Raw genomic sequence first — 21,254 nt, 5'->3', positions numbered from 1 at the left:
CCCCGTGCGCGCGGGGGGGGGGGCGGGCCCCGCCCGGGGGCGGGGGCCCCCCCCCGGGGGGGGGGCCCCCCCCGCGCCCCCCCCCCCGCGCCGGTGGGACTACACGGCGGCCGCCGTCGCCGGTTCGGTGACCTTCACCGGGTCCGTGCCGGTGGCGCTGTGCCGCTCGGCCCAGTTCTCCAGCGCGGTGCGGCAGGCGTGGTCCAGGTGATGCAGCCCAGACAGGTCCAGCTCGACGGGGCGGTCCTGCGGCAGCGCCTCCAGGCTCTCCAGCAGCTTCGGCAGCCGCAGGAAGGTCGCGTTGCCCGTGAGGTGCACCTGGATGGGGCCGGCGCCCTTGTCGACGACCTCCGTCCTGAGGTGGGAGGCCTCCCAGGCGGTCTTGACCACGGACAGGGCCAGACCGATCAGCACGCCCTCGAACATGTTCACCGCGACGATCGACACGGCCGTCACCACCAGGATCAGCGCCTCGCCCCGGTGCCCGCGCCACAGCGACACGATGCCGCGGAACGGGATCAGCTTCCAGCCCGCGTGGACCAGGATGCCGGCCAGCGCGGGCAGCGGGATCAGCGACAGCGTGGACGGCAGCAGCGCGGCGAACAGCAGCAGCCACACACCGTGCAGCACCCGGCTCGCCTTGGTCCGCGCGCCGGCGCCGACGTTGGCGGAACTGCGCACGATGACCGCGGTCATCGGCAGCGCGCCGAGCATGCCGCACACGGTGTTGCCCGCGCCCTGCGCCATCAGCTCCTTGTTGTACTCGGTGCGCGGGCCGTCGTGCAGCCGGTCCACCGCGGCGGCGCTGAACAGGCTCTCCGCCGAGGCGATCAGGGTGAAGGCGACGATCGTGCCGAGGAGGCCCACGCTCGCCAGCTCGCCGAAGGCGTCGGCGCCGGGCGGCTGGATCGAGTCCAGCAGACCGTTCACCTCGACCGTCGCGACCGACAGGCCGAACGCCGCGGTGACCGCCGTGGCCAGTCCGACCGCGGCCAGCGCGCCCGGCACGGTCCGCACCCGCTCCGGCAGCCGCTTCCAGAGCACCATCACCGCGATGGTGCCGGCGCCGAGGGCGAGCGAGGTGAGGGCCTCGGTGCTGCCCAGCGCGTCGGCGGCGGCCCCGGGCAGTCCGGTGAGTTTGTCGAGGCCGGAGGCGGGCGCCTCCAGCCCGGCCGCCGAGTACAGCTGGCCGGCGATGAGCACGAGGCCGATACCGGCGAGCATGCCCTCGACGACCGACAGGGAGATCGCCCGGAACCAGCGCCCCAGCTTCAGGGCGCCCATCGCGAGCTGGATCAGACCGGCGGCCAGCACGATCACGCCGAGCGCGGGCAGCCCGTACTCGTCGACGGCGCCGAAGACCAGCACGGTCAGGCCGGCGGCCGGGCCGGACACCTGCAGACTGCTGCCCGGGAGGAGTCCGGTGACGAGGCCGCCCACGATGCCGGTGACGAGGCCCAGTTCGGCCGGTACACCGGAGGCGACGGCGACGCCCACGCACAGTGGGAGGGCGACCAGGAACACGACGAGCGAGGCGGTGAAGTCCTGCCGCAGATGGGGGAACTTCCGGGTCTTCTCGGATATGGCGTTCATGCCGGCGCTCACAGGGTCTCGAACGTGTCGGTGTCCGCGTGGTGTTCGCGTACGACCCCGGTGTGGACCTCGTAGTACCAGCCGTGCATCCGCAGCCGGCCGTCCGTCAGCCGACGCTCGACACACGGGTAGGAGCGCAGCCGCAGCAACTGGGCCAGGACGTGGTGCTGCACGGCCTCGGCGACCGTCGGGTCGGCGGGGTCGCACGGTTTCGGTTCGTCCGCGGCATGCGCCAGCCAGTCGCGCACGGCGGGTACGGCGGTCAGGTCGTCGCCGCGCACCAGCGCGCCGACGGCGCCGCAGTGCGAGTGGCCGCAGACCACGATGTCGGTGACGCCGAGTACTTCCACCGCGTACTCGATGGTGGCGGCCTCGCCGGAGGGGCGCTCGGAGCCGTGGGGTGGGACGATGTTGCCCGCGGTGCGCAGCTCGAAGAGCTGGCCGGGCCGGGCGCCGGTGATCAGGGCCGGTACGACCCGGGAGTCGGAGCAGGTGATGAACAGGACTTCGGGCGACTGGCCTTCGGCGAGCCCGGCGAACTCCTCAGGGCGCTGTCCGAACGTGCGGGCGTTGTCGATGAGGGGCTGCATGATGGGGTGATTCCTCCTGGCGCGCAGTGGGGGCGCGTCGGATGGGCAGGACAGAGGTGGGGGATGTACTGCCGGCCCTCAGCAGCGGAAGACCTGGAGTGCCGCCGGGGAGTGGTCCGGCGCGGATCTCGCCCTGTGCCCGGTCGCCCGGCCGGGTGTGGCGGGTTCGGGTGCCGCCGTACCGCGCTGGCGCAGGTACGGGCGCTCGGGAGCGTCGGGCTGGGGCGAGGTGGGGGTGCGGTGCCGGTCGCGGACGCGGGGGGAACTGGTCGGTTCCCCGGACCGGCCGGCCTCGTGGCAGGTGACGGTCTCGTCGTGCGGCGCCGTGCCGGAGAGGATGGTTCCGGGATCGGCGTTGGCCACGGCCTCACGACTTGTGTGCGCGGCTGTGAAGGGTGTGCTGGGTGCGAAGACCATCAGGGCGATCAGGACGGCGGCGAGGAGCGGAACCATGGTCCGGGCCGTCGTGCCTCGTAACATGTGCCCCCCCTCCAGGCAGTTCACGCCGTGCGCGTGCGCCGACACGTGGTCAACGAAAGGTCAACGCAAGGTCAATGCGCGGTCAAGAAACACGTTAACCCTGCAAAGAGCTTTGCAGGGTTAACGTAGCGTTACGAGCTGAAGAGAGCCTGAAAATCGTGCTGGGTTGGCGGGAACAGGCTCTTCTCAGGGCGCGTCGACGAGCCGTGCCGCGTCCCGGGCCAGCGCGGTGAGCCGGGAGATCGCCCGGAAGTACTTCTTGCGGTACCCGCCCTTCAGCATCTCCTCGCTGAAGAGCCGGTCGAACGGGAGCCCGGAGGCCAGGACGGGCACCTCACGGTCGTAGAGCCGGTCCGCGAGCACCACGAGGCGCAGCGCCGTCGACTGGTCCGGCACCGGGCGCACCCCGGTGAGGCACACGGCCGCGACACCGTCGGTCAGGGCGCCGTAGCGGCTGGGGTGGACGCGGGCGAGGTGCTCGAGGAGCGCGGGGAAGCCGTCCAGGGAGGCGCCCTCGGTGGCCTGCGCCGCGCGGGTCACCTGTTCGTCGGAGTACGGCGCCGGTGCTTCGGGCAGGCCGCGGTGGCGGTAGTCCTCGCCGTCGATGCGCAGGGCGCGGAAGTGGGCGGACAGGCCCTGGATCTCGCGCAGGAAGTCGGCCGCCGCGAAGCGTCCCTCGCCGAGCTTGCCCGGCAGCGTGTTCGAGGTGGCGGCGAGTGCCACGCCCGCCTCGACGAGCCGGGCGAGCAGGCTGGAGACGAGGACGGTGTCACCCGGGTCGTCGAGCTCGAACTCGTCGATGCACAGGAGACGGTGTCCGGAGAGGGTCTGCACGGTCTGCTGGAAGCCGAGGGCGCCGACGAGGTTGGTCAGCTCCACGAAGGTGCCGAACGCCTTGCGGGAGGGCTCGGCGGGGGTGGCGTGCCACAGGGAGGCCAGCAGGTGGGTCTTGCCGACGCCGTAGCCGCCGTCGAGGTAGACGCCGCGGGGGCCGGCGGGGGGCTTCGGGGTCCTGCTCCGGCCGAGACCGAGGAAGCCGCGTCTGCCGGTGGCGGCGGGGGCCCCGTCCAGCCCGGTCGCGAAGTCCTCCAGGACCCGTACGGCCTCGCTCTGGCTGGGCTGGTTCGGGTCCGGGATGTACGTGCTGAAGCGGACCGAGTCGAAGCGGGGCGGGGGCACCATCTCGGCGACCAGGCGGTCCGCGGGGACGCGCGGCTCACGGGCGCACAGGGACAGCGGGGCCGTCCCGGCTATCGGGGTGGGGCCGGAGGCAGGGGAGGAGGGCGACACGGTGGTCCATGGTAGAGGCTGTTCGAGGAGGGCCCGTCGGTGTACGGGCGTGTACGGGACCGGCGCGGTCCCGGTTGCGGGGCGGGGTGGGGTGCGCGCCCCGGCGTCCCGGGCGGCCGCCGCGCCCGCCCGTGACGCCCCCCGGGGATACGTCCCCGGCTGTCCGGGCACGGGACGGGCGCGGTCGCCCGCGGTCACGCGAGCGGGCGACCGGCCGCGCGGTTGGGGTCTCGGACACGTGGAACACTGCACCGCATGCGACGCCTGTTCCCTGTGACCCCTGTGACCGATCAGACAGCCGGCCCGGGCGCCGACGGGGCCGACCGGGAGTGGAGCCTCGCCGAGCTGGCCGCCGCCTACGCCTACCCCGAGCCGGACGGGCGGCCGGGGGCGTGGCTGCGGGCGAACATGGTCTCCACCCTCGACGGGGCCGCCCAGCACGACGGCCGGTCCCAGCCCATCTCCAGCGCGGCGGACATGCGCGTCTTCGGCACCCTGCGCGCCCTGGCGGACGTGGTGGTCGCCGGCGCCGAGACCGTACGCCAGGAGGGGTACCGCCCGGCGCGCTCGCGCGCGGAGTTCGCCGAGCTGCGGCGGGCGGCCGGGCAGAGCCCCGCGCCGGCGATCGCGGTGGTCAGCGCGAGTCTGGAGCTGGACTTCTCCCTGCCGCTGTTCACCTCGCCCACGGTGCCCACCCTGGTCCTGACCGGCGCGGCCGCGGCCCCGGACCGGATCGCGGCCGCCGAGCGGGCCGGCGCCCGGGTGGTGATCGCCGGTGACGGCGTCGGCGTGGACCCCGCGCGTGCCGTCGACGCGCTCGTCGGGCTCGGCCACACCCGGCTGCTGACCGAGGGCGGTCCGCGGCTGCTGGGCCAGTTCGTCACGGCCGGCGTGCTCGACGAGCTGTGCCTGACCGTCTCGCCGATGCTCACCGCGGGTGACGCGCAGCGGATCGCGGGCGGGCCCTCGGTCGAGGTTCCGCGGCGGTTCGCCCTGGCGTCCCTGCTGGAGGAGGAGGGTTTCCTCTTCAGCCGGTACCTGCGCGACTGATGCAGCCGGTACCGGCGTGACTGATACAGCAGGGGCCGGCGTGACCGAGGGAGCGGCGTGACCGGGGGAATAGGCGGAATCTACCGTTCCGATTGGTCTGTTCCGGGCACACTGAAACCGGCAGTACCCGTGCGATCACGGGGCAGGATGGTTTCCGCGGGGTCCGGTACGGCCTACGGAGGGTGGGCCCACGGGCCCGCCAAGGAGAAGGGGCGCCTGGTGTTCACAAGCGTTTTGATGATCGAGAAGGCCCTGACGTCCGCCGACGTGGAGTTCGTCACCACTTTGCACGGGGAGGAGCCGGTCGCCTTCCACGTGCTGCTCCAGCCGCGCGGCGATCAGGCGGACCGGCTGCTGCGGGCCATCGACGACGTCGCGCTCGGCGAGCTCGACGACGCCGTGCGGGAGGGCGAGACACCGGAGGGTGAGGAGGCGCTGAGCGTCGGGCAGCGGGCACTGGAGGTGTCCCTCACCGCCCTGCGCGCGTCCGGTGCCGAGGCCGAGGGCCGCCTGATCGAGGACCACCCGCTGGACGAGCTCAAGTCCCTGGTCCTGGAGGCCGGCGCCGACGAGGTGATCGTCCTGACCGATCCGCACTACGTGGAGGAGTTCTTCCACCGGGACTGGGCCTCGCGGGCCCGGCACAAGGTCGGCGTACCGGTCCTGAAACTCTTCTCCCACAGCAAGGCATAGGCTGGGGCCGCGCTCCCGCGCCGGGGGCGCGCCCACCGGCACATCACCTCTCGTACACCCGTCGCACCTCTGGGGAGAACAGCGCATGGCACCCGGCCTTCCTACCGCCATGGACCGACCGCACTTCATCGGCATCGGCGGCGCCGGAATGTCGGGCATCGCCAAGATCCTCGCCCAGCGCGGTGCCGCGGTGGCGGGCAGCGACGCCAAGGAGTCCGCGACCGCCGACGCCCTGCGCGCACTCGGCGCCACCGTGCACATCGGGCACGCGGCGGAGCACCTCGCCGACGACGCGAGCTGCGTGGTCGTGTCCTCGGCGATCCGCGCGGACAACCCGGAGCTGGCCCGCGCGGCCGAACGCGGCATCCCGGTCGTGCACCGTTCCGACGCCCTCGCCGCCCTGATGAACGGCCTGCGCCCGATCGCGGTCGCCGGCACGCACGGCAAGACCACCACCACCTCCATGCTGGCGGTCTCCCTGTCCGAGCTGGGCCTGAACCCGTCGTACGCGATCGGCGGCGACCTGGACGCGCCCGGCTCCAACGCCCTGCACGGCGACGGCGAGATCTTCGTCGCCGAGGCGGACGAAAGCGACCGCAGCTTCCACAAGTACGCGCCCGAGGTCGCCATCGTCCTCAACGTCGAGCTCGACCACCACGCCAACTACGCGTCCATGGACGAGATCTACGAGTCGTTCGAGACCTTCGCCGGGAAGATCGTCCCCGGCGGCACCCTGGTGATCGCCGCCGACCAGGACGGCGCCCGGGAGCTGACGCGGCGGCTGGCCGGGTCGGTGCGGACGGTGACGTACGGGGAGTCGGAGGACGCCGACGTACGGATCCTGTCGGTCGTCCCGCAGGGCCTGAAGAGCGAGGTCACCGTCGTCATGGACGGCACCGAGCTGACCTTCGCCGTCTCCGTCCCCGGCCGCCACTACGCCCACAACGCGGTCGCCGCCCTCGCCGCGGGCGCGGCACTCGGCATCCCCGCCGCCGAGCTGGCCCCCGCCCTGGCCGCCTACACCGGCGTCAAGCGGCGCCTCCAGCTCAAGGGCGAGGCGGCCGGTGTCCAGGTCGTCGACTCCTACGCGCACCACCCCACCGAGATGACGGCGGACCTGGAGGCCATGCGCGCCGCGGTCGGCGACGCCCGCATCCTCGTCCTCTTCCAGCCGCACCTCTTCTCGCGCACCCAGGAGCTGGGCAAGGAGATGGGCCAGGCCCTGTCCCTGGCGGACGCGTCGGTCGTCCTCGACATCTACCCGGCCCGCGAGGACCCGATCCCCGGCATCACCAGCGGCCTGATCATCGAGGCGGCCCGGGCCGCGGGCGCGGACGTCACGCCGGTCCACGACAAGGACGCGGCGCCCGCGGTGGTCGCGGGAATGGCGAAGGCCGGTGATCTCGTTCTCACCATGGGCGCGGGCGACGTCACCGACCTCGGACCGCGCATCCTGGACGAGCTGTCGAGCAAGGCGAAGTAAGGGGCTGAGGACTCATGTCGTACGACGTCGAGAAGCCGGACGAGCAGTGGCGCGCGGAGCTGGCACCGGCCGAGTACGCGGTCCTGCGCCAGGCCGCGACGGAGCCCGCCTTCACGGGTGAGTACACCGACACCAAGACCGAGGGCGTCTACTCCTGCCGCGCCTGCGGTGCCGACCTGTTCACCTCGGAGACGAAGTTCGCCTCCCACTGCGGCTGGCCGTCCTTCTTCGACCCCAAGGACACCGACGCGGTCGAGCTGATCGAGGACCGGTCCCACGGAATGGTGCGCACCGAGGTGCGGTGCGCCCGGTGCGGGTCCCATCTCGGGCACGTGTTCGAGGGTGAGGGGTATCCGACCCCGACCGACCAGCGGTACTGCATCAACAGCATCGCGCTGCGGCTCGCGCCCGCGGAGAGCTGAGTCAGCGGGCGGCGGCGGCCGGGAGCGTCACGGTGAAGACCGTCGTGCCCGGTTCGTCGCCCAGGTCGATGGTGCCGCCGTGCGCCCGCACCAGCGAGCCGGCGACGGCGAGGCCCAGCCCGCTGCCGCCGCGGTCGCGGCTGCGGGCCCTGTCGACGCGGTAGAAACGGTCGAAGATCCGCTCCCGGTCGGCGGCCGGGATGCCCGGCCCGGTGTCGGCGACCGTCACCCGGGCCGCGTCGGCCGTCACGGACACGGCCACCGCGACCTTCGTGCCCGGCGGGGTGTGCACGGCGGCGTTGGTGAGCAGGTTGTCGAGCACCTGCCGGATCCGCTGCGGGTCCAGGCGCAGCCTCACCGCCGCCGGCCCGGGCGTCACCGTCAGCGGGTGCTCCGGGTGACCGGCGCGGAAGGCGTCGCCCGCCTGCCGTACCAGCTCCGTCAGATCCGCGTCCTCCCACCGCAGCGGCGCCTCCACCTCCGCCGCGTCGAGCCGGGCGAGCAGCAGCAGGTCGTCCAGGAGAACACCCATCCGGGCCGCCTCGGCGCGCAGCCGGGCCAGGTGCCGCTCCCGTTCCCCGGGCGCGTTGGCCGCCGCGTACTGGAACAGGTCGGCGTAGCCCCGCACCGACATCAGCGGGGTGCGCAGTTCGTGCGAGGCGTCCGCGACGAACCGGCGCAGCCGCTGCTCGGCCTCGGCGCGCACCGCCAGCGAGTCGTCGATGTGCTCCAGCATGGTGTTGAACGCGGTCCGCAGCTCCGCCACCTCCTGGCCGCCGTCCCGTCCGTCCACGCGCAGCGGCAGCCGGGCGGCCGACTCGGTCAGGTCGTGCGAGGCGATGCCGTGCGCGGTGCTCGCCATGTCGCTCAGCGGCTTCAGCCCGCGCCGCAGCATCCGCCGCCCGAACACGACCAGCGCCAGCAGTGCGAGACCGAAGGCGACGACCTGCACCGTGATCAGCTGCTCCACGGTGTCCTCGACGTCCCCCATGGGCGCGGCACTGACCAGGACCACCCCGGGTTCGACCTCGCAGGCCCGCAGCAGATAGGGGCCGTGCCCGCCGATCCGCACGGTGCGGGTGAGGTCCTCGCCCGAGCGGGCCATCGTCCGCGCGAGGGCGGTGAACGCGCGGCTGTCCGCCGGCACCTCGGCGGGCGTGCGCAGGTCCGCCGAGCCGTCGGAGACGTCGTACACGGCGGTGTACCAGCCGTAGTACGGCTTGCGCCGGACCGTGCCGTGCGCCGCCGCGTCCTTGGACTGCACGACCTGCACCAGCTTCATCTGGTCGGCGAGCTGCCGCTCCAGGTAGTCCCGCATGTACGCGGTCAGCACGGTCCCGACCACGGCGAACACCGCCAGCGACAGCACTCCCAGGCCCAGCGCCAGCCGGGTCCCGAGCCGCAGCCCGCGGTAGGCGCGCCACCACCGCCGTATCACCGCGCCGCCTGCCGGATCGCGTACCCGAAGCCCCGCACCGTCCGGATCAGCGGCTCGGCGGCGTCGTCCGCGTCGTCCAGCTTGCGGCGCAGCCGGCTGACCACCAGCTCCACGACGTTGGACCGGCCGCCGAAGCCGTACTCCCACACGTGGTCGAGGATCTGCGCCTTGGTCAGCACGGTCGGTGACTTGCGCATCAGATAGCGCAGCACCTCGTACTCGGTCGGCGTCAGCGACACCCGCCGCTCGCCCCGGCGCACCTCGCGGGTGTCCTCGTCCATCGTCAGGTCCGCCACCCGCAGCACCGACCGCTGGAAGCCGGGCCCGGCGCTGCGCCGCAGCACGGTCCGCAGCCGCGCCATCAGCTCCTCCACCGCGAACGGCTTGACCAGGTAGTCGTCACCGCCCCGGGTCAGCCCCGCCACCCGGTCGGCCACCCCGTCGCGCGCGGTGAGGAACACCACCGGCACCATCGTCCCCGAGCGGCGCAGCCGGTCCAGGACGCCGAAGCCGTCGACGTCCGGCAGCATCAGGTCGAGCACCACGATGTCCGGCCGGAACCCGGCGGCCAGCCGCAGCGCCTGCTCGCCGGAGTTGGCGGTGACCGCCTCCCAGCCCTCGTAGCGGGCGACCGTGGCCACGAGATCGGCGATGGGCGGGTCGTCGTCCACCACGAGGAGTCGTACTTTTTCCACCCGCTCATACTGCGCCACCGGCCGCCCGCACCCCATACCGCGGTGACCGCCGTACCGAGATCGATAAGCACCTGAAAGACGACCGACAGGGAAACGACAGGTCGGACGGGCGAAGCTCGGTGCCGTGACCACAGTCCCGAGCGCCCCCCACCGTCAGCCGCCCTCCGCACCGGCCCTCCGCCCCAAGGCGGTGGCCCGTACCGGTCTGTACGCGATCCTGGCCGCCAACGCGGCCGTCGTGGCCGTCCTGTTCGCCCAGGCGGGCTTCGCCTCCAACACCCTCGTCGTCCTCGGCCGCCTCACCGGCCTCTACGGCGCCCTGCTCATGGCCTTCCAACTGGTCCTGGTGGCCCGGCTGCCCTGGTTCGACCGGCGCATCGGCATGGACCGGCTGACCTCCTGGCACCGCTGGACCGGGTTCGCCGTCCTGTGGACGCTCCTCGCCCACGTCACCTTCATCACCTTCGGGTACGCCCAGCCGTCCGGCACGGACCCGCTGAACCAGCTCGTCGCCCTCGCCGAGACCGTCGAGGGCGTGCTGCGCGCGCTCGTCGCCCTGGCGGTCCTCGTCGCCGTGGGCGCCGTCTCGGCGCGCGCCGCCCGGCGCAGGATGGCGTACGAGACCTGGCACTTCGTCCACCTGTACACGTATGTCGCGGTGGTGCTGGCCTTCACCCACCAGGTCGCCGTCGGTACGTCCTTCACCTCCTCGCCCGCCGCGAAGACGTACTGGTACGGGATGTGGGGCGCGGCCCTCGGCGCGGTCCTGCTGGGCCGCGTCGTGCTGCCGCTGCGGCGCAACCTGCGGCACCGGCTGCGCGTCACCGCCGTCGTCCCGGAGAACGACCACGTCGTCTCCGTGTACCTGAGCGGCCGCGACCTCGACCGGCTGCCCGCGCGGGCCGGCCAGTTCTTCCTGTGGCGGTTCCTGACCCGCGACCGCTGGTGGCAGGCCAATCCCTTCTCGCTGTCCATGGCGCCCGACGGCAGGCAGCTCCGCCTCACCGTCAAGACCGCGGGCGACGGCACCGCCGCCCTGCGCCACCTCGAGCCCGGCACCCGCGTCTTCGCCGAGGGCCCCTACGGTGCCTTCACCGCCCTGCACCGCACCCGCCCGGACACCCTGCTGATCGCCGGCGGCGTCGGCGTCACCCCGATCCGGGCCCTGCTGGAAGAGCTGCACGGGCACGCGGTGCTCGTCTACCGCGTCGCCACCGACCGCGACGCCGTCCTCTACGCCGAGCTGCGCGACCTCGCCCACGCCAAGGGCGCCGAACTCCACCTGGTCACCGGACCGGCCGTCCCCGACCGACTGGGCCCGCGCGATCTCGCCGCGCTCGTCCCCGACGTCGCCGAACGGGACGTCTACGTCTGCGGGCCGCCCGGCATGACCACGGCGCTGCTCCGCACCCTGCGCGAACTGGGCGTACCCGGACCGCAGATACACGCCGAACGCTTCAGCCTGGCCGGATGAGCCCGGCCCGACAAGCCCGGCCCGACAAGCCCGGTCGTACGAGAGGAACCCCCGCACCGTGAAGCGCGCACTGCCCGTCCTGGTCCTGAGCATCGCCGGCCTGATCCCGGTCTGGCGCTACGCCCCGTCCCACGGGACGGCGGCCTCCGCACCCGCCCCCTCCGTCCCGTCCGTGGCGCCGTCCGCGCCGGCCGCCGGTTCCACCGTCGTCGCCGGCACCACCGTCGACACCGACAAGGGCCCCGTACAGGTCGAGGTGACCTTCCGGGACCGGAGGATCACCGCCGTACGCCTGCTCCAGCAGCCCGACCACCCGCAGACCGCGGCCGCCGTCCCCCGGCTGGTCGAGGAGACGCTCGAAAGGCAGAGCGCCGACGTCGACACCGTCTCCGGCGCCACGGTCACCAGTGACGGCTACCGGGAGTCCCTCCAGGCCGCCATCGACGCCCACGGCGCCTGACGTGCGGCGCGTCGAACACGTCATGGGCTTCCCGGTCTCCCTGCGGGTCGACGACCCGGACGTGCCCGCGGAGGCCGCGGACGCCGTCTTCGCGTGGCTGCGCGAAGCCGACGCGCGCTTCAGCCCGTTCCGGCCCGACAGCGAGGTGTCCCGGCTGGGCCGGGGTGAAGTGGCGCGGGTCAGCGCCGAGTTGGGGGAGGTGCTCGACCTGTGCGAGGAGTACCGGGTCGCGACCGGCGGTGCCTTCGACGTCCGGCTGCCGGGGCGGGGCCTCGACCCCTGCGCGGTGGTGAAGGGCTGGTCGGTGCAGCGGGCGGCCGGGCTGCTGCGCGCGTCCGGCGCGCGTCGCTTCTGCCTCAACGCCGGGGGCGACGTGGTCGCGGCGGGCGGGCCCTGGCGGGTGGGCGTACGGCACCCCGAGGACGCCGGCCGGCTGTGCACCGTCCTGGAGGTCACCGACGGGGCGGTCGCGACCTCCGCGCGCTACGAACGCGGCGACCACATCGTCGACGGGCGCACCGGGCGTCCGGCGACCGGCCTGCTCAGCGTCACCGTCGTGGCGCCGACCCTCACCGAGGCGGACACGGCCGCCACGGCGGCGTTCGCGATGGGCGCCGAGGGCGTCGCCTGGGCCGCGGCGCGCGAGGGCTGCGAGGTGTTCGCCGTGGACGCGGAGCGCCGGGTGCTGCGCACGGCGGGACTGCCCGCCGCCCCCGGGAAGGGCCCGCACGGCCACCACGGTTCCGTGACACCGGACGTCTAGACTCTCCCGGCAACGAACCGTAGCGACCTGGCCAGAACTTCCCGCCCACCCGAAGGGTATTCGGCGTTTTGATACGGATGGACTCAGTCACCAAGCGGTACCCGGACGGCACCGTGGCGGTCGACCGGCTGTCGTTGGAGATCCCCGACCGCTCGATCACGGTCCTCGTCGGACCTTCGGGCTGCGGCAAGACGACGACCCTGCGGATGATCAACAGGATGGTCGAGCCCACCGAGGGCACCATCTCCCTGGACGGCACGGACCTCCAGCGGCAGCCGGTCACCACACTGCGCCGGTCGATGGGGTACGTCATCCAGAACGCCGGTCTCTTCCAGCACCGGACGATCCTCGACAACATCGCCACCGTGCCCCGCATGATCGGGTGGGGCAGGCGCAGGTCCCGCGAGCGGGCGGCCGAGCTGATGGAACGCGTGGGTCTCGACGCCTCCCTCGCCAAGCGGTACCCGTACCAGCTCTCCGGCGGCCAGCAGCAGCGCGTCGGGGTGGCCCGGGCGCTCGCCGCCGACCCGCCGGTGCTCCTCATGGACGAGCCGTTCTCCGCCGTGGACCCCGTGGTCCGCAAGGGACTGCAGGACGAACTCCTGCGCATCCAGGAGGAGCTGGGCAAGACCATCGTCTTCGTCACCCACGACATCGACGAGGCCGTCAAACTGGGCAGCACGGTCGCGGTGATGCGCACCGGCGGCCGGCTCGCCCAGTTCGCGCCGCCCGCCGAGCTGCTGTCGAACCCGGCGGACGACTTCGTCGAGGACTTCCTCGGCGCCGACCGCGGCATCCGGCGGCTGTCCTTCTTCGCCTCCACGGGCCTGGAACCGACGACGGACCCGGTCGTCCGCGTGGACGCCACGGCCGAACAGCTCGCCGCGCCCGACGCCCCCTACCTGCTGGTGACCGACACGGAGGGCCGCCCGCTGGGCTGGGCCGAGCCGCGGGAGCTGACCGCCGGCGACATCACGGCCGAACGGCTGCTGCCGTACGGGCGGCCCTTCGTGCCCGGCGCCGACTCCCTGCGGGCCGCCCTCGACTGCGCCGTCCTCTCGCCCACCGGCTGGGCCGTCGCCGTGGACGCCGACGGGCGGGTGACGGGCGTGGTCTCCCAGCAGAGCATCGGCGAGGCGATCCGCACCGCCCACGGCGCGGACCGGGCCGCCGGCGCCCGGACGACGGGACCCGCCGACGTCGCCAAGGTCGCCCCGTGAACGGCTTCTTCGACATCCCGAGCGACCTCGGCAACACCTACTTCGGCCTGATCGGACTGCACCTGCGCGAGGCGCTGCTGCCCGTCCTCGCCGGGCTGCTGGCGGCGCTGCCCGTCGCCCAGCTCTGCGTACGGTTCCGCTGGCTGTACCCGCCCGTGCTCGGCGTGACCACCGTGTTCTACGCCATCCCGTCGCTCGCGGTCTTCGTCGTCCTCATCGACTACACCGGCCAGACCGAGCTCACGGTGATGATCCCGCTGGCCGTCTACAGCCTGGTGGTGCTCGTCCCGGCCATCGTCGACGGCGTGCGGTCGGTGCCCGAGGAGACCCTGGCCGCCTCCACGGCCATGGGCTTCGGACCCGTACGGCGCTATCTCCAGGTGCAGTTGCCGATCGCCGTGCCCGCCATCCTGGCCGGCCTCCGGGTGGCCGTCTCGGCCAGCATCTCCCTGGTCAGCGTCGGCGCCCTCATCGGCAACCAGGGCGCGCTCGGCAACCTGCTCGCGGACGCCCAGAAGTACGGCCGGCCCGAGCTGGCCGTCAACTCCGTCCTCACCACCGCCGTACTGGCGATCCTCTGCGACGCGGCGCTCGTCCTGGTGCGCAACCTGCTGACGCCGTGGATGCCGCGCGGCAAGAGCGGCCGCCGCCCGAAGCAGGCCGCCGTGCGGCCCGAGCCCGAGGAGGCGGCCGCCCGGTGAACGTGCTCCACTTCGTCAACGCCTTCTTCAGCGACAGCGCCCACTGGCACGGCTACGACGGCATCCCGCAGCGCCTGCTGGAGCACGTCCAGTACACGCTGATGGCGCTCGGCATCGCCGCCGCGATCGGACTGCCCGTCGGCCTGCTGACCGGGCACACCGGCCGCGGCGGCAACGCCGTCGCCTTCGTCGCCACCGCCGCCCGCGCCCTGCCCAGCTTCGGACTTCTCGTACTCATCGCCGTCGTCGTCGGCATCGGCCTGCTGCCGGTGATGATCCCGTTGGTCGTGCTGGCGATCCCGCCGATCCTGGTGACCACCTACGAGGCGGTCCGCTCCGTCGACCCGGCCCCGGTGGACGCGGCGCGGGGCATGGGCATGCACGAGTCGGGCATCCTCTTCCGGGTCGAACTCCCCGTCGCCCTCCCGCTGGTGCTCAGCGGACTGCGCTCGGCCGCCGTCCAGGTCGTGTCGACGGCCACCATCGCCGCGTACGTCAGCCTCGGCGGGATCGGCCGCTACATCATCGACGGGCTCTACCAGCGCGACTACGAGAAGGTGGTCGGCGGAGCCACGCTGGTGGCCCTGCTGGCACTGGTCACGCTCGCGGTGTTCTGGGCGGCGGGGCGGCTGGCGGTGTCGCCGGGGGTGCGCAGGCGCTGACGTACTCGAACACGTATATGAAAGAACCGTAACCAGGCCGTTCTTGACTGACCGACGAGCGGCTCGTTTGGATCGGTGGATGACTTCTACCGCGAAGAGCAGCTGGTCCAGGACGAGGCACACCGGCGCGGCGGCCGTCGCGCTCACCGCCGCTGCGGCGCTGCTCGCGGGCTGTTCCTCCGCCGACGACACCTCCGACAACCCCCTCGCCGGGGAGAAGGCGGAGGCCGGCACCGTCGTCGTCGGCTCGAACAACTTCGCCGAGAGCACCCTGCTCGCCGACATCTACGGCGAGGCGCTCAAGGCGAAGGGCCTCAAGGTCACCTACAAGCACAACATCGGCAGCCGTGAGACGACCTACGGCCTGATGAAGAACGGATCGGTCACGGTGCTGCCGGAGTACAACGGCTCGCTGCTGGCCTACCTCGACCCCGATGCCGAGCAGAAGTCCACCGAGGCGGTCAACACCGCGGCCAAGGCCAAGCTCGACGAGAAACTGACGCTGCTGAACCCGTCGCCGGCCGAGAACAAGGACTCGGTCAGCGTCAACGCCGAGACCGCGAAGAAGTACGGCCTCACCGCCGAGTCCACCCTCGCCGACCTCAAGGACATCGCGCCGGACCTGGTGATCGGCGGTTCGCCCGAGTTCCAGACCCGGCAGCAGGGGCTGAAGGGCCTGGAGTCCGTGTACGGCCTGAAGTTCGAGTCGTTCAAGGCGCTCGACGCGGGCGGCCCGCTGACCCAGTCGGCGCTGACCAAGAACACCGTGCAGGCGGCGGACATCTTCACCACCGACCCGACGATCATCAAGGAGAAGTTCGTCGTCCTGAAGGACCCGGAGAACCTCTTCGGCTACGCGAACGTGACACCGCTGGTCCACAAGGAGGGACTGCCCCAGGAGGGCGTCGACGCGCTGAACGCGGTCTCCGCGAAGCTGGACACCAAGACCCTCCTCGACCTGGACGCCCAGGTCCAGCTGGACAAGAAGGACCCGCTGGACGTGGCCAAGGAGTGGCTGGAATCGGCCGGTCTGAGCTGACCCGCCGTACGCTCCCTTACGACGCCGCGGCCTCGGCCGCGGCGTCGATCAACTGGTCGATCAGGGCGATGAGGACGTCCCGGGCGGAGCCCCGCTCCCGCGCGTCGCACAGCAGCACCTTGACGTGCTCCGGAAGCGCCAGGGCCTCCCGGATCTCCTCGGCCGGATACGGATGCCGCCCGTGGAAGCCGTTGACGCCGACGACGAACGGGATGCCCCGCCGCTCGAAGAAGTCGATGGCGGCGAAGCTCGACTCGGGCCTGCGGACGTCGACCAGCACCACGGCCCCGAGGGCCCCGATCGCCAGGTCGTTCCACATGAACCAGAACCGCTGCTGACCGGGCGTGCCGAAGAGGTACAGCACCAGTTCCCGGCCGATGGTGATCCGCCCGAAGTCCAGGGCCACGGTCGTGGCCCGCTTCTCCTCGATGCCGGCGAGGTCGTCGACGTCCAGTCCCGCGGCGGTCAGCGGCTCCTCGGTGCGCAGCGGGGCGATCTCGCTGACCGCCCCGACCATGGTGGTCTTGCCGACGCCGAAGCCACCGGCGATCAGTATCTTCACGGCCTCGGGGGCGGATGCCGTGGGCGCCTCGGAGGCGCGGTCAGAGCCGGCCAAGGCCGTCCCTCACTTTCTGCAGCAGGTCCAGGTCCGGGGTGGCGCGGGAGACGGGGTGCGGCGGCCGGGCGGTGATCCGGCCGGCCTCCAGCAGGTCCGAGAGCAGGATGACGGCCACGCTCACCGGCAGGTCGAGGCGGGCCGCGACCTCCGCCACGGCGAGGGGCTCGGCGCACAGCCGCAGGATCCGCAGGTGCTCCGGCTGCGGCCGCGGGGCCCGGGCGGGCTGCGGGTCGACCGCGGCCACCGTGGTGATCAGGGTGAAGTCGGCGCGGCTGGGCCGGGTCCGGCCGCCGGTCAGGGTGAACGGCCGCACGAGCCGGCCCTCCGCGTCGCCTCCGGTCACGTCACTCGCCGGGGCCGGCGGTGGCCCGCGGTGCCGCGCTGAGGTGCTCGCCGATCTTCTTCACCAGCATGTTCATCTGGTACGCCACCACACCGACGTCGGCGTTCGGGCCGGTGAGCACGACGAGGTGGGCGCCGGGGCCCGCGGAGCTGAGTATCAGGTAGCTGTTGGCCATCTCGATGAGCGCCTGGCGCACCGGGCCGCCGCGGAAGTCCATGCTGACGCCCTTGCTGAGGCTCATCAGGCCCGACGCGGTCGCCGCCAGCCGCTCGGCGTCGTCGCGCAGGAAGCCCGTGGACTTGCTGACGACCAGTCCGTCCTCGGAGAGCACCACGGCGTGGTTCACGTCGGCGACCCGCTCCACGAGTCCGGTGAGCAGCTGGTCCAGCTCGGTGTGCGTGGCGGGGGAAGGTCGGGTCATTGCGTGTCCTTCGTCGGCGGTCGGCGATCGGCGGTCGGGGTCGAGAGGGCGGCGGAGGGGGGAACCCGCTCGGCGGAACCCGTGTCCGTGCTGTCTGCGTCTGCGTCGTCTGCGTCGGCGGCCTGGGCCCGCAGTGTGCCGCGCTGGAAACCGGCGAGGGACGAGGCGGCACGCTCGGCGGTGAAGTCGGCGTAGGCGTCGGCCTGGGCGTCCGGACCGTCCGCACCGGTGACGGCGTCCTCGTCGCGCAGCTCGGCGGCCAGGCTGGTCTGCGGCACCCGGCGGGGCAGCGGGGCGAGGCCGTTCCGCTCGGTGGCGGACCCGGCGGGGGCGGGTGCCCCGGGCCGGGGCGCGGGTACGGGCCGCACCCGCCGGACGGGCCGCTTCCCGGGAGCGGGATCCGCGGCGGGGCCGGAGGACGCGGCGGATGTCCGGGAGCCGGAGGACGCGGCGGATGCCCGGGAGCCGGGGGACGCATCGGGGCGGGAAGGCGCGGCGGGTGCCGGAGAACCGGGGGGTGCTCCGGACCGGGAGGACGCGGCGGTTGCCGGGGAGCCGGGGGACGCTTCGGAGCGCGTGGGCACCGCGGGCACCGCGGGCACCGCGGGCGCAGGGGGCGTCCCGGGCGTCTCGGCGGCCGCAGTACCGCCGGTGCCGTGGGCTCCGTCGACCGGCTCGTGCACCACGATGTCGTGCGGGACCAGCACGATCGCGGTGGTCCCGCCGTACGGGGAGGCGCGCAGCGTGACGGTGATGCCGTGCCGGTGCGCCAGCCGGGCGACGACGAACATGCCGAGCCGCAGGTCGTCGGCGAGCGCCACCACGTCGAACTGCGGCTCCACCGCCAGCTGGGCGTTGAACGAGGCGTAGTCCTCCTCCGACAGCCCGAGCCCGCGGTCCTCGATCTCGACGGCCAGGCCCTTGGCCACCATCGCCGCCCGCACACTGACCGGATTGGGCGCGGGGGAGTAGGCGGTCGCGTTGTCGATGAGCTCGGCGAGCAGGTGGATCACGTCGGCCACCGCGGGCGGCGCGAGCGCCACCTCCTCGTCGGTGTGCAGCTCCACCCGCTGGTACTCGGCGACCTCGCCGACCGCGCTGCGCAGGATGTCGACCAGCGCGACGGGCTCCCGCCAGGTGCGCCGGGGCTGCTCGCCGCTGATGATGACGAGGTTCTCCTCGTACCGGCGCAGCTGACTGGCCGTGGAGTCCAGTTCGTACAGGCCCTTGAGGATCTCGGGGTCGGTGTGTTCGCGTTCCAGGGAGTCCAGCTTGCCGAGCTGCATGTTGACGAGGTTCTGGCTCTGCCGGGCGATGCCGAGGATCACCTTCTGGAAGCCGCGCCGGGTGTCGGCGAGTTCGACGGCGGTGTGCACGGCGGTGCGCTGCGCCGTGTTGAAGGCCTGGGCGACCTGGCCGAGTTCGTCCCGCCCGTAGTCCAGCGGCGGGGTCGCCGACTCCACGTCGACCTTCTCGCCCCGCTCCAGCCGGGCCACCACGTCGGGCAGCCGTTCCTCGGCCAGGCTCAGGGTGGCGAGCCGCAGCCCCCGCAGCCGCCGGGACAGCGAGCGGGTGATGCGCCAGGACATGACGACGCAGAGCAGCAGGGCGAGCAGGCCGCCCGCGCTGAGGGAGGCGGCCGTGATCAGCAGCCCGCGCGCCTCGTCGGCGCTGCGGTCGAGCAGTCCGTCGGTCTGCTCCCGGATCAGTGCCTCGTACTCGCTGGAGACCTTGTCCAGCGCGGTGGTCCAGCGCTGCCGCGCGTCCGGCAGGTCGGTCCAGCCGTCCCCGTCCGCCGCACGGGCCGCGAGCACCTGGTCCTCGACGGTCTCCAGGGTCTGCCACTCGGGGCTGGCCAGGACCCGCTCCGTCTGCGCCTTCGCGCTGCCGTGCAGGGAGGGGACGATCTGGTCCCGGACGAGCCAGCGCCGGGTGTGCGCCAGCTGGGCGAACTGCGCCCACTGCTCCTCGTTCATCCGGCCGGACGGCCAGGCCAGGGTGAGCCGGGCGTTCTCCTGGGAGATCAGCTCCGCCGCGTGCTCCAGGGCGACCAGCGGCCCGGCCTGCGAGGTGAGGTCGCCGTCGTCGACCTGGGAGAGCTCCTGGAAGGCGTGGATCTGCTCGTCGATGATCGACGTGTACTGGTCGAGCGCCTGCTCGGGAGTGATGTCGCTGGGGTCGTCCACCTGGTCGCGGTAGTACTCCAGGCTGCCCACCGAGCCGAGCACCGAGTACAGCCGGTCCGAGACCCGGGCGGGCGCGCGCTCGATCGCGTCGGACCGGCCGACCAGCTGGGCGACCGCCGCGTCGGTCCTCTCGCGCTGGGCGTCCAGTTCCGTCCGGTCGCCGCCGGGCCCGGCCAGCCAGGCGGCCGACAGACTGCGCTCCTTCTGCAGCGCGAGCGCCGCCTCGGTGCCCATGGCCCCGGTGTCGCGGCTCAGCTCCGTCTGGGAACGCAGCCGCAGGCCCTCCGAGAACATCTGGATCGTCGTCACTCCCCACACGGCGGCGAGGGTGACGCAGGGAACCAGGGCCAGGAGGATCAGGGAGAGACGTATGGAGCCGAGGCGGCGCCGGGCACCTGTCCGTGCAGACATCGTCGTCCTAGGCGATCAGTGGGGGAGGGGGACGGTTGTGCGCGGGCACCCGCGGTCGCGGTGCCCCGTCAACGGGTGCCGTCCGCGGCGAACCCGGCGACCGCGTCGGCGTTCGTCCGGGTCACGAACGCGGGGCCGGTCAGTACGGGCGCCACTCCGCCACCGCTGACATTGCCGTTGGTGCGGTACAGCCAGAGCGCGTCCACCGCGAGGTAGCCCTGCAGGTACGGCTGCTGGTCCACCGCGAACTGCACGTCCCCGCGCTCGACCGCGGCGACGAGGTCCTCGTCGAGGTCGAAGGTGGCGACGTGGGCGCTGCTGCCCGCCTCCTCGACCGCCTCGACCGCGGTGAGGGCGAACGCCGCGCCGTTCATGACGACCTCGTCGATGTCGGCGTTCTGCCGCAGCCGCGCGGTGACGGCCGCGCCGACCGCCTTCATGTCGGTGCCCTCGACGTAGAGCATCTCGGTCTCGCCCCCGAAGGTCTTCTTGACGCCGGCGCAGCGGGCCTCCAGGGCGACGTTGCCCCGCTCGTGGATGACGCACAGGGCGTGCCGGGCCTTGAGGGAGTTCAGCTTGTCGCCCACGGCCCGGCCCGCGACGCTCTCGTCCTGCCCGAAGTACCCCAGGAGCCCGGTGGACCGCCAGGCGTCGATGCCCGAGTTGAGGCCGACCACGGGGATGCCGGCCGCCCTGGCCTCGGCGATCGGTCCCTTCATCGCCTGCGGTTTGGCCAGGGTCACGGCGATGCCGTCGGCCTTGTCGCGGATCGCGTCCCGTACCAGGCCGGCCTGGTCGGCGGTGTCGGCGTCACCGGCGTACGTCAGGTCGATGCCGTCCTTGGCGGCCGCCGCCTCCGCGCCCCTGCGCACCCGGTCCCAGAAGGCGTCGCCCTCACCGCCGTGGGTCACCATGACGATCTTCATCCGGTCGGCGCCGGACCTGCCCGCGTCGTCCGCGGCCGAGTCGTCCTCGTCCCCGCCGAGGGCGGAGCAGCCGGCCGCCAGCAGACAGACGGCCGCGGCGAGGGCCGCGGCGCGCAGACGTGCGGAGGTGTGGGTGGGCGGGGGAGATGTACTCATGGGGGTTGGGGCACCTCGCTGTGCGGCCGAGCAGGAGGAACGGGGCGAGGTGGACCGGAGCACGTGGTCGGTGCGCCAACCGGGTGAACCTCGCCTGGCCGGAGCAAACCGTGTGTGACGTCCGGTAGTCAAGTGACCA

22 protein-coding genes are annotated in these 21,254 nt (G+C 73.0%); 11 read left to right on the top strand and 11 right to left on the bottom strand.

Features of this window, described 5'->3' with window-relative positions; all coding sequences use genetic code 11:
* Positions 1-99: 99 nt before the first annotated feature.
* From ACP4J0_RS16655 to zapE, 4 genes are all read right to left on the bottom strand, one after another.
* Entirely contained in the window at positions 100-1,593 is a 1,494-nt protein-coding gene (locus ACP4J0_RS16655; RefSeq protein ID WP_426599452.1) for a SulP family inorganic anion transporter, read from the bottom strand.
* Positions 1,594-1,601: 8 nt separating this feature from the next.
* Positions 1,602-2,183: a carbonic anhydrase gene (locus ACP4J0_RS16650; protein WP_426525117.1), complete on the bottom strand. Its 582-nt coding sequence runs from the start codon at positions 2,181-2,183 to the stop codon at positions 1,602-1,604.
* A gap of 78 nt (positions 2,184-2,261) precedes the next feature.
* A complete protein-coding gene (locus ACP4J0_RS16645; RefSeq protein WP_426599451.1) occupies positions 2,262-2,663 on the bottom strand; it encodes a hypothetical protein in 402 nt (133 codons plus the stop codon).
* A gap of 186 nt (positions 2,664-2,849) precedes the next feature.
* Positions 2,850-3,953 carry a cell division protein ZapE gene (gene zapE / locus ACP4J0_RS16640; protein WP_426599450.1) on the bottom strand — a complete coding sequence of 368 codons (1,104 nt, stop codon included), beginning with the start codon at positions 3,951-3,953 and terminating at the stop codon, positions 2,850-2,852.
* A gap of 255 nt (positions 3,954-4,208) precedes the next feature.
* Here zapE and ACP4J0_RS16635 point away from each other — a divergent pair, with 255 nt between their 5' ends.
* The 4 genes from ACP4J0_RS16635 (at position 4,209) to msrB (ending at position 7,601) form a co-directional block, all read left to right on the top strand.
* Positions 4,209-5,003: a pyrimidine reductase family protein gene (locus ACP4J0_RS16635; RefSeq protein WP_426599449.1), complete on the top strand. Its 795-nt coding sequence runs from the start codon at positions 4,209-4,211 to the stop codon at positions 5,001-5,003.
* 219 nt (positions 5,004-5,222) lie between these two features.
* Entirely contained in the window at positions 5,223-5,696 is a 474-nt protein-coding gene (locus ACP4J0_RS16630) for an indole-3-glycerol phosphate synthase (protein WP_426525109.1), read from the top strand.
* Positions 5,697-5,781: 85 nt separating this feature from the next.
* Positions 5,782-7,179 carry a UDP-N-acetylmuramate--L-alanine ligase gene (gene murC / locus ACP4J0_RS16625; protein ID WP_426599448.1) on the top strand — a complete coding sequence of 466 codons (1,398 nt, stop codon included), beginning with the start codon at positions 5,782-5,784 and terminating at the stop codon, positions 7,177-7,179.
* Positions 7,180-7,193: 14 nt separating this feature from the next.
* Positions 7,194-7,601 (top strand): peptide-methionine (R)-S-oxide reductase MsrB, encoded by a 408-nt coding sequence (msrB, locus tag ACP4J0_RS16620; RefSeq protein ID WP_426525105.1) that lies wholly within the window; start codon positions 7,194-7,196, stop codon positions 7,599-7,601.
* 1 nt (position 7,602) lies between these two features.
* On the opposite strand, the gene ACP4J0_RS16615 is transcribed toward msrB, so the two are convergent.
* Complete coding sequence (locus ACP4J0_RS16615; protein WP_426599447.1) at positions 7,603-9,039, bottom strand: sensor histidine kinase; 1,437 nt, start codon at positions 9,037-9,039, stop codon at positions 7,603-7,605.
* Positions 9,036-9,770 carry a response regulator transcription factor gene (locus ACP4J0_RS16610; RefSeq protein WP_426599446.1) on the bottom strand — a complete coding sequence of 245 codons (735 nt, stop codon included), beginning with the start codon at positions 9,768-9,770 and terminating at the stop codon, positions 9,036-9,038. Before ACP4J0_RS16610 ends, ACP4J0_RS16615 begins: the two co-directional genes overlap by 4 nt.
* An 88-nt stretch (positions 9,771-9,858) precedes the next feature.
* Here ACP4J0_RS16610 and ACP4J0_RS16605 point away from each other — a divergent pair, with 88 nt between their 5' ends.
* The 7 genes from ACP4J0_RS16605 (at position 9,859) to ACP4J0_RS16575 (ending at position 16,053) form a co-directional block, all read left to right on the top strand.
* Positions 9,859-11,208 carry a ferredoxin reductase family protein gene (locus tag ACP4J0_RS16605; RefSeq protein WP_426599445.1) on the top strand — a complete coding sequence of 450 codons (1,350 nt, stop codon included), beginning with the start codon at positions 9,859-9,861 and terminating at the stop codon, positions 11,206-11,208.
* A gap of 58 nt (positions 11,209-11,266) precedes the next feature.
* Positions 11,267-11,668, top strand: a complete 402-nt coding sequence (locus ACP4J0_RS16600) for an FMN-binding protein (protein ID WP_426599444.1) — start codon at positions 11,267-11,269, stop codon at positions 11,666-11,668.
* A gap of 1 nt (position 11,669) precedes the next feature.
* The gene (locus tag ACP4J0_RS16595; protein WP_426599443.1) at positions 11,670-12,431 is read left to right on the top strand and encodes an FAD:protein FMN transferase; all 762 of its coding nucleotides are present in this window, start codon (positions 11,670-11,672) and stop codon (positions 12,429-12,431) included.
* A gap of 68 nt (positions 12,432-12,499) precedes the next feature.
* Entirely contained in the window at positions 12,500-13,651 is a 1,152-nt protein-coding gene (locus ACP4J0_RS16590; protein ID WP_426599442.1) for an ABC transporter ATP-binding protein, read from the top strand.
* Complete coding sequence (locus tag ACP4J0_RS16585; RefSeq protein ID WP_426599441.1) at positions 13,648-14,352, top strand: ABC transporter permease; 705 nt, start codon at positions 13,648-13,650, stop codon at positions 14,350-14,352. Before ACP4J0_RS16590 ends, ACP4J0_RS16585 begins: the two co-directional genes overlap by 4 nt.
* On the top strand, positions 14,349-15,014 hold the full coding sequence (locus ACP4J0_RS16580; RefSeq protein ID WP_426599440.1) for an ABC transporter permease: 666 nt from the start codon (positions 14,349-14,351) through the stop codon (positions 15,012-15,014). The genes ACP4J0_RS16585 and ACP4J0_RS16580 overlap by 4 nt, the downstream gene beginning before the upstream one ends.
* Positions 15,015-15,093: 79 nt before the next feature.
* Positions 15,094-16,053 carry an ABC transporter substrate-binding protein gene (locus ACP4J0_RS16575; protein ID WP_426599439.1) on the top strand — a complete coding sequence of 320 codons (960 nt, stop codon included), beginning with the start codon at positions 15,094-15,096 and terminating at the stop codon, positions 16,051-16,053.
* Between the two features lie 16 nt (positions 16,054-16,069).
* Here ACP4J0_RS16575 and ACP4J0_RS16570 read toward each other — a convergent pair whose 3' ends face one another.
* The 5 genes from ACP4J0_RS16570 to ACP4J0_RS16550 all read right to left on the bottom strand — a co-directional run bounded on the left by ACP4J0_RS16570 (position 16,070) and on the right by ACP4J0_RS16550 (position 21,115).
* Complete coding sequence (locus ACP4J0_RS16570) at positions 16,070-16,669, bottom strand: GTP-binding protein (RefSeq protein WP_426599438.1); 600 nt, start codon at positions 16,667-16,669, stop codon at positions 16,070-16,072.
* Positions 16,656-17,015 carry a DUF742 domain-containing protein gene (locus ACP4J0_RS16565; RefSeq protein WP_426599437.1) on the bottom strand — a complete coding sequence of 120 codons (360 nt, stop codon included), beginning with the start codon at positions 17,013-17,015 and terminating at the stop codon, positions 16,656-16,658. Before ACP4J0_RS16565 ends, ACP4J0_RS16570 begins: the two co-directional genes overlap by 14 nt.
* Before the next feature lies 1 nt (position 17,016).
* Positions 17,017-17,436 (bottom strand): roadblock/LC7 domain-containing protein, encoded by a 420-nt coding sequence (locus ACP4J0_RS16560; protein ID WP_426525081.1) that lies wholly within the window; start codon positions 17,434-17,436, stop codon positions 17,017-17,019.
* On the bottom strand, positions 17,433-20,033 hold the full coding sequence (locus ACP4J0_RS16555; protein ID WP_426599436.1) for a sensor histidine kinase: 2,601 nt from the start codon (positions 20,031-20,033) through the stop codon (positions 17,433-17,435). Before ACP4J0_RS16555 ends, ACP4J0_RS16560 begins: the two co-directional genes overlap by 4 nt.
* Before the next feature lie 68 nt (positions 20,034-20,101).
* Positions 20,102-21,115 (bottom strand): substrate-binding domain-containing protein, encoded by a 1,014-nt coding sequence (locus tag ACP4J0_RS16550; protein WP_426599435.1) that lies wholly within the window; start codon positions 21,113-21,115, stop codon positions 20,102-20,104.
* Between the last annotated feature and the right edge of the window lie 139 nt (positions 21,116-21,254).

The organism is Streptomyces sp. WG7 (assembly GCF_049975785.1).
Classification (GTDB): Bacteria; Actinomycetota; Actinomycetes; order Streptomycetales; family Streptomycetaceae; genus Streptomyces.
This window is presented reverse-complemented; position numbering and strand designations above follow the sequence as displayed.

Bases quoted from the DNA above. Each gene is read 5' to 3' on its own strand.
- murC (WP_426599448.1), top strand. From the start codon at position 5,782: ATGGCACCCGGCCTTCCTACCGCCATGGACCGACCGCACTTCATCGGC.
- ACP4J0_RS16555 (WP_426599436.1), bottom strand. From the start codon at position 20,033: ATGTCTGCACGGACAGGTGCCCGGCGCCGCCTCGGCTCCATACGTCTC.
- ACP4J0_RS16550 (WP_426599435.1), bottom strand. From the start codon at position 21,115: ATGAGTACATCTCCCCCGCCCACCCACACCTCCGCACGTCTGCGCGCC.
- ACP4J0_RS16575 (WP_426599439.1), top strand. From the start codon at position 15,094: ATGACTTCTACCGCGAAGAGCAGCTGGTCCAGGACGAGGCACACCGGC.
- ACP4J0_RS16560 (WP_426525081.1), bottom strand. From the start codon at position 17,436: ATGACCCGACCTTCCCCCGCCACGCACACCGAGCTGGACCAGCTGCTC.
- ACP4J0_RS16635 (WP_426599449.1), top strand. From the start codon at position 4,209: ATGCGACGCCTGTTCCCTGTGACCCCTGTGACCGATCAGACAGCCGGC.
- ACP4J0_RS16650 (WP_426525117.1), bottom strand. From the start codon at position 2,183: ATGCAGCCCCTCATCGACAACGCCCGCACGTTCGGACAGCGCCCTGAG.
- ACP4J0_RS16610 (WP_426599446.1), bottom strand. From the start codon at position 9,770: ATGGGGTGCGGGCGGCCGGTGGCGCAGTATGAGCGGGTGGAAAAAGTA.
- msrB (WP_426525105.1), top strand. From the start codon at position 7,194: ATGTCGTACGACGTCGAGAAGCCGGACGAGCAGTGGCGCGCGGAGCTG.
- ACP4J0_RS16655 (WP_426599452.1), bottom strand. From the start codon at position 1,593: ATGAACGCCATATCCGAGAAGACCCGGAAGTTCCCCCATCTGCGGCAG.
- ACP4J0_RS16645 (WP_426599451.1), bottom strand. From the start codon at position 2,663: ATGTTACGAGGCACGACGGCCCGGACCATGGTTCCGCTCCTCGCCGCC.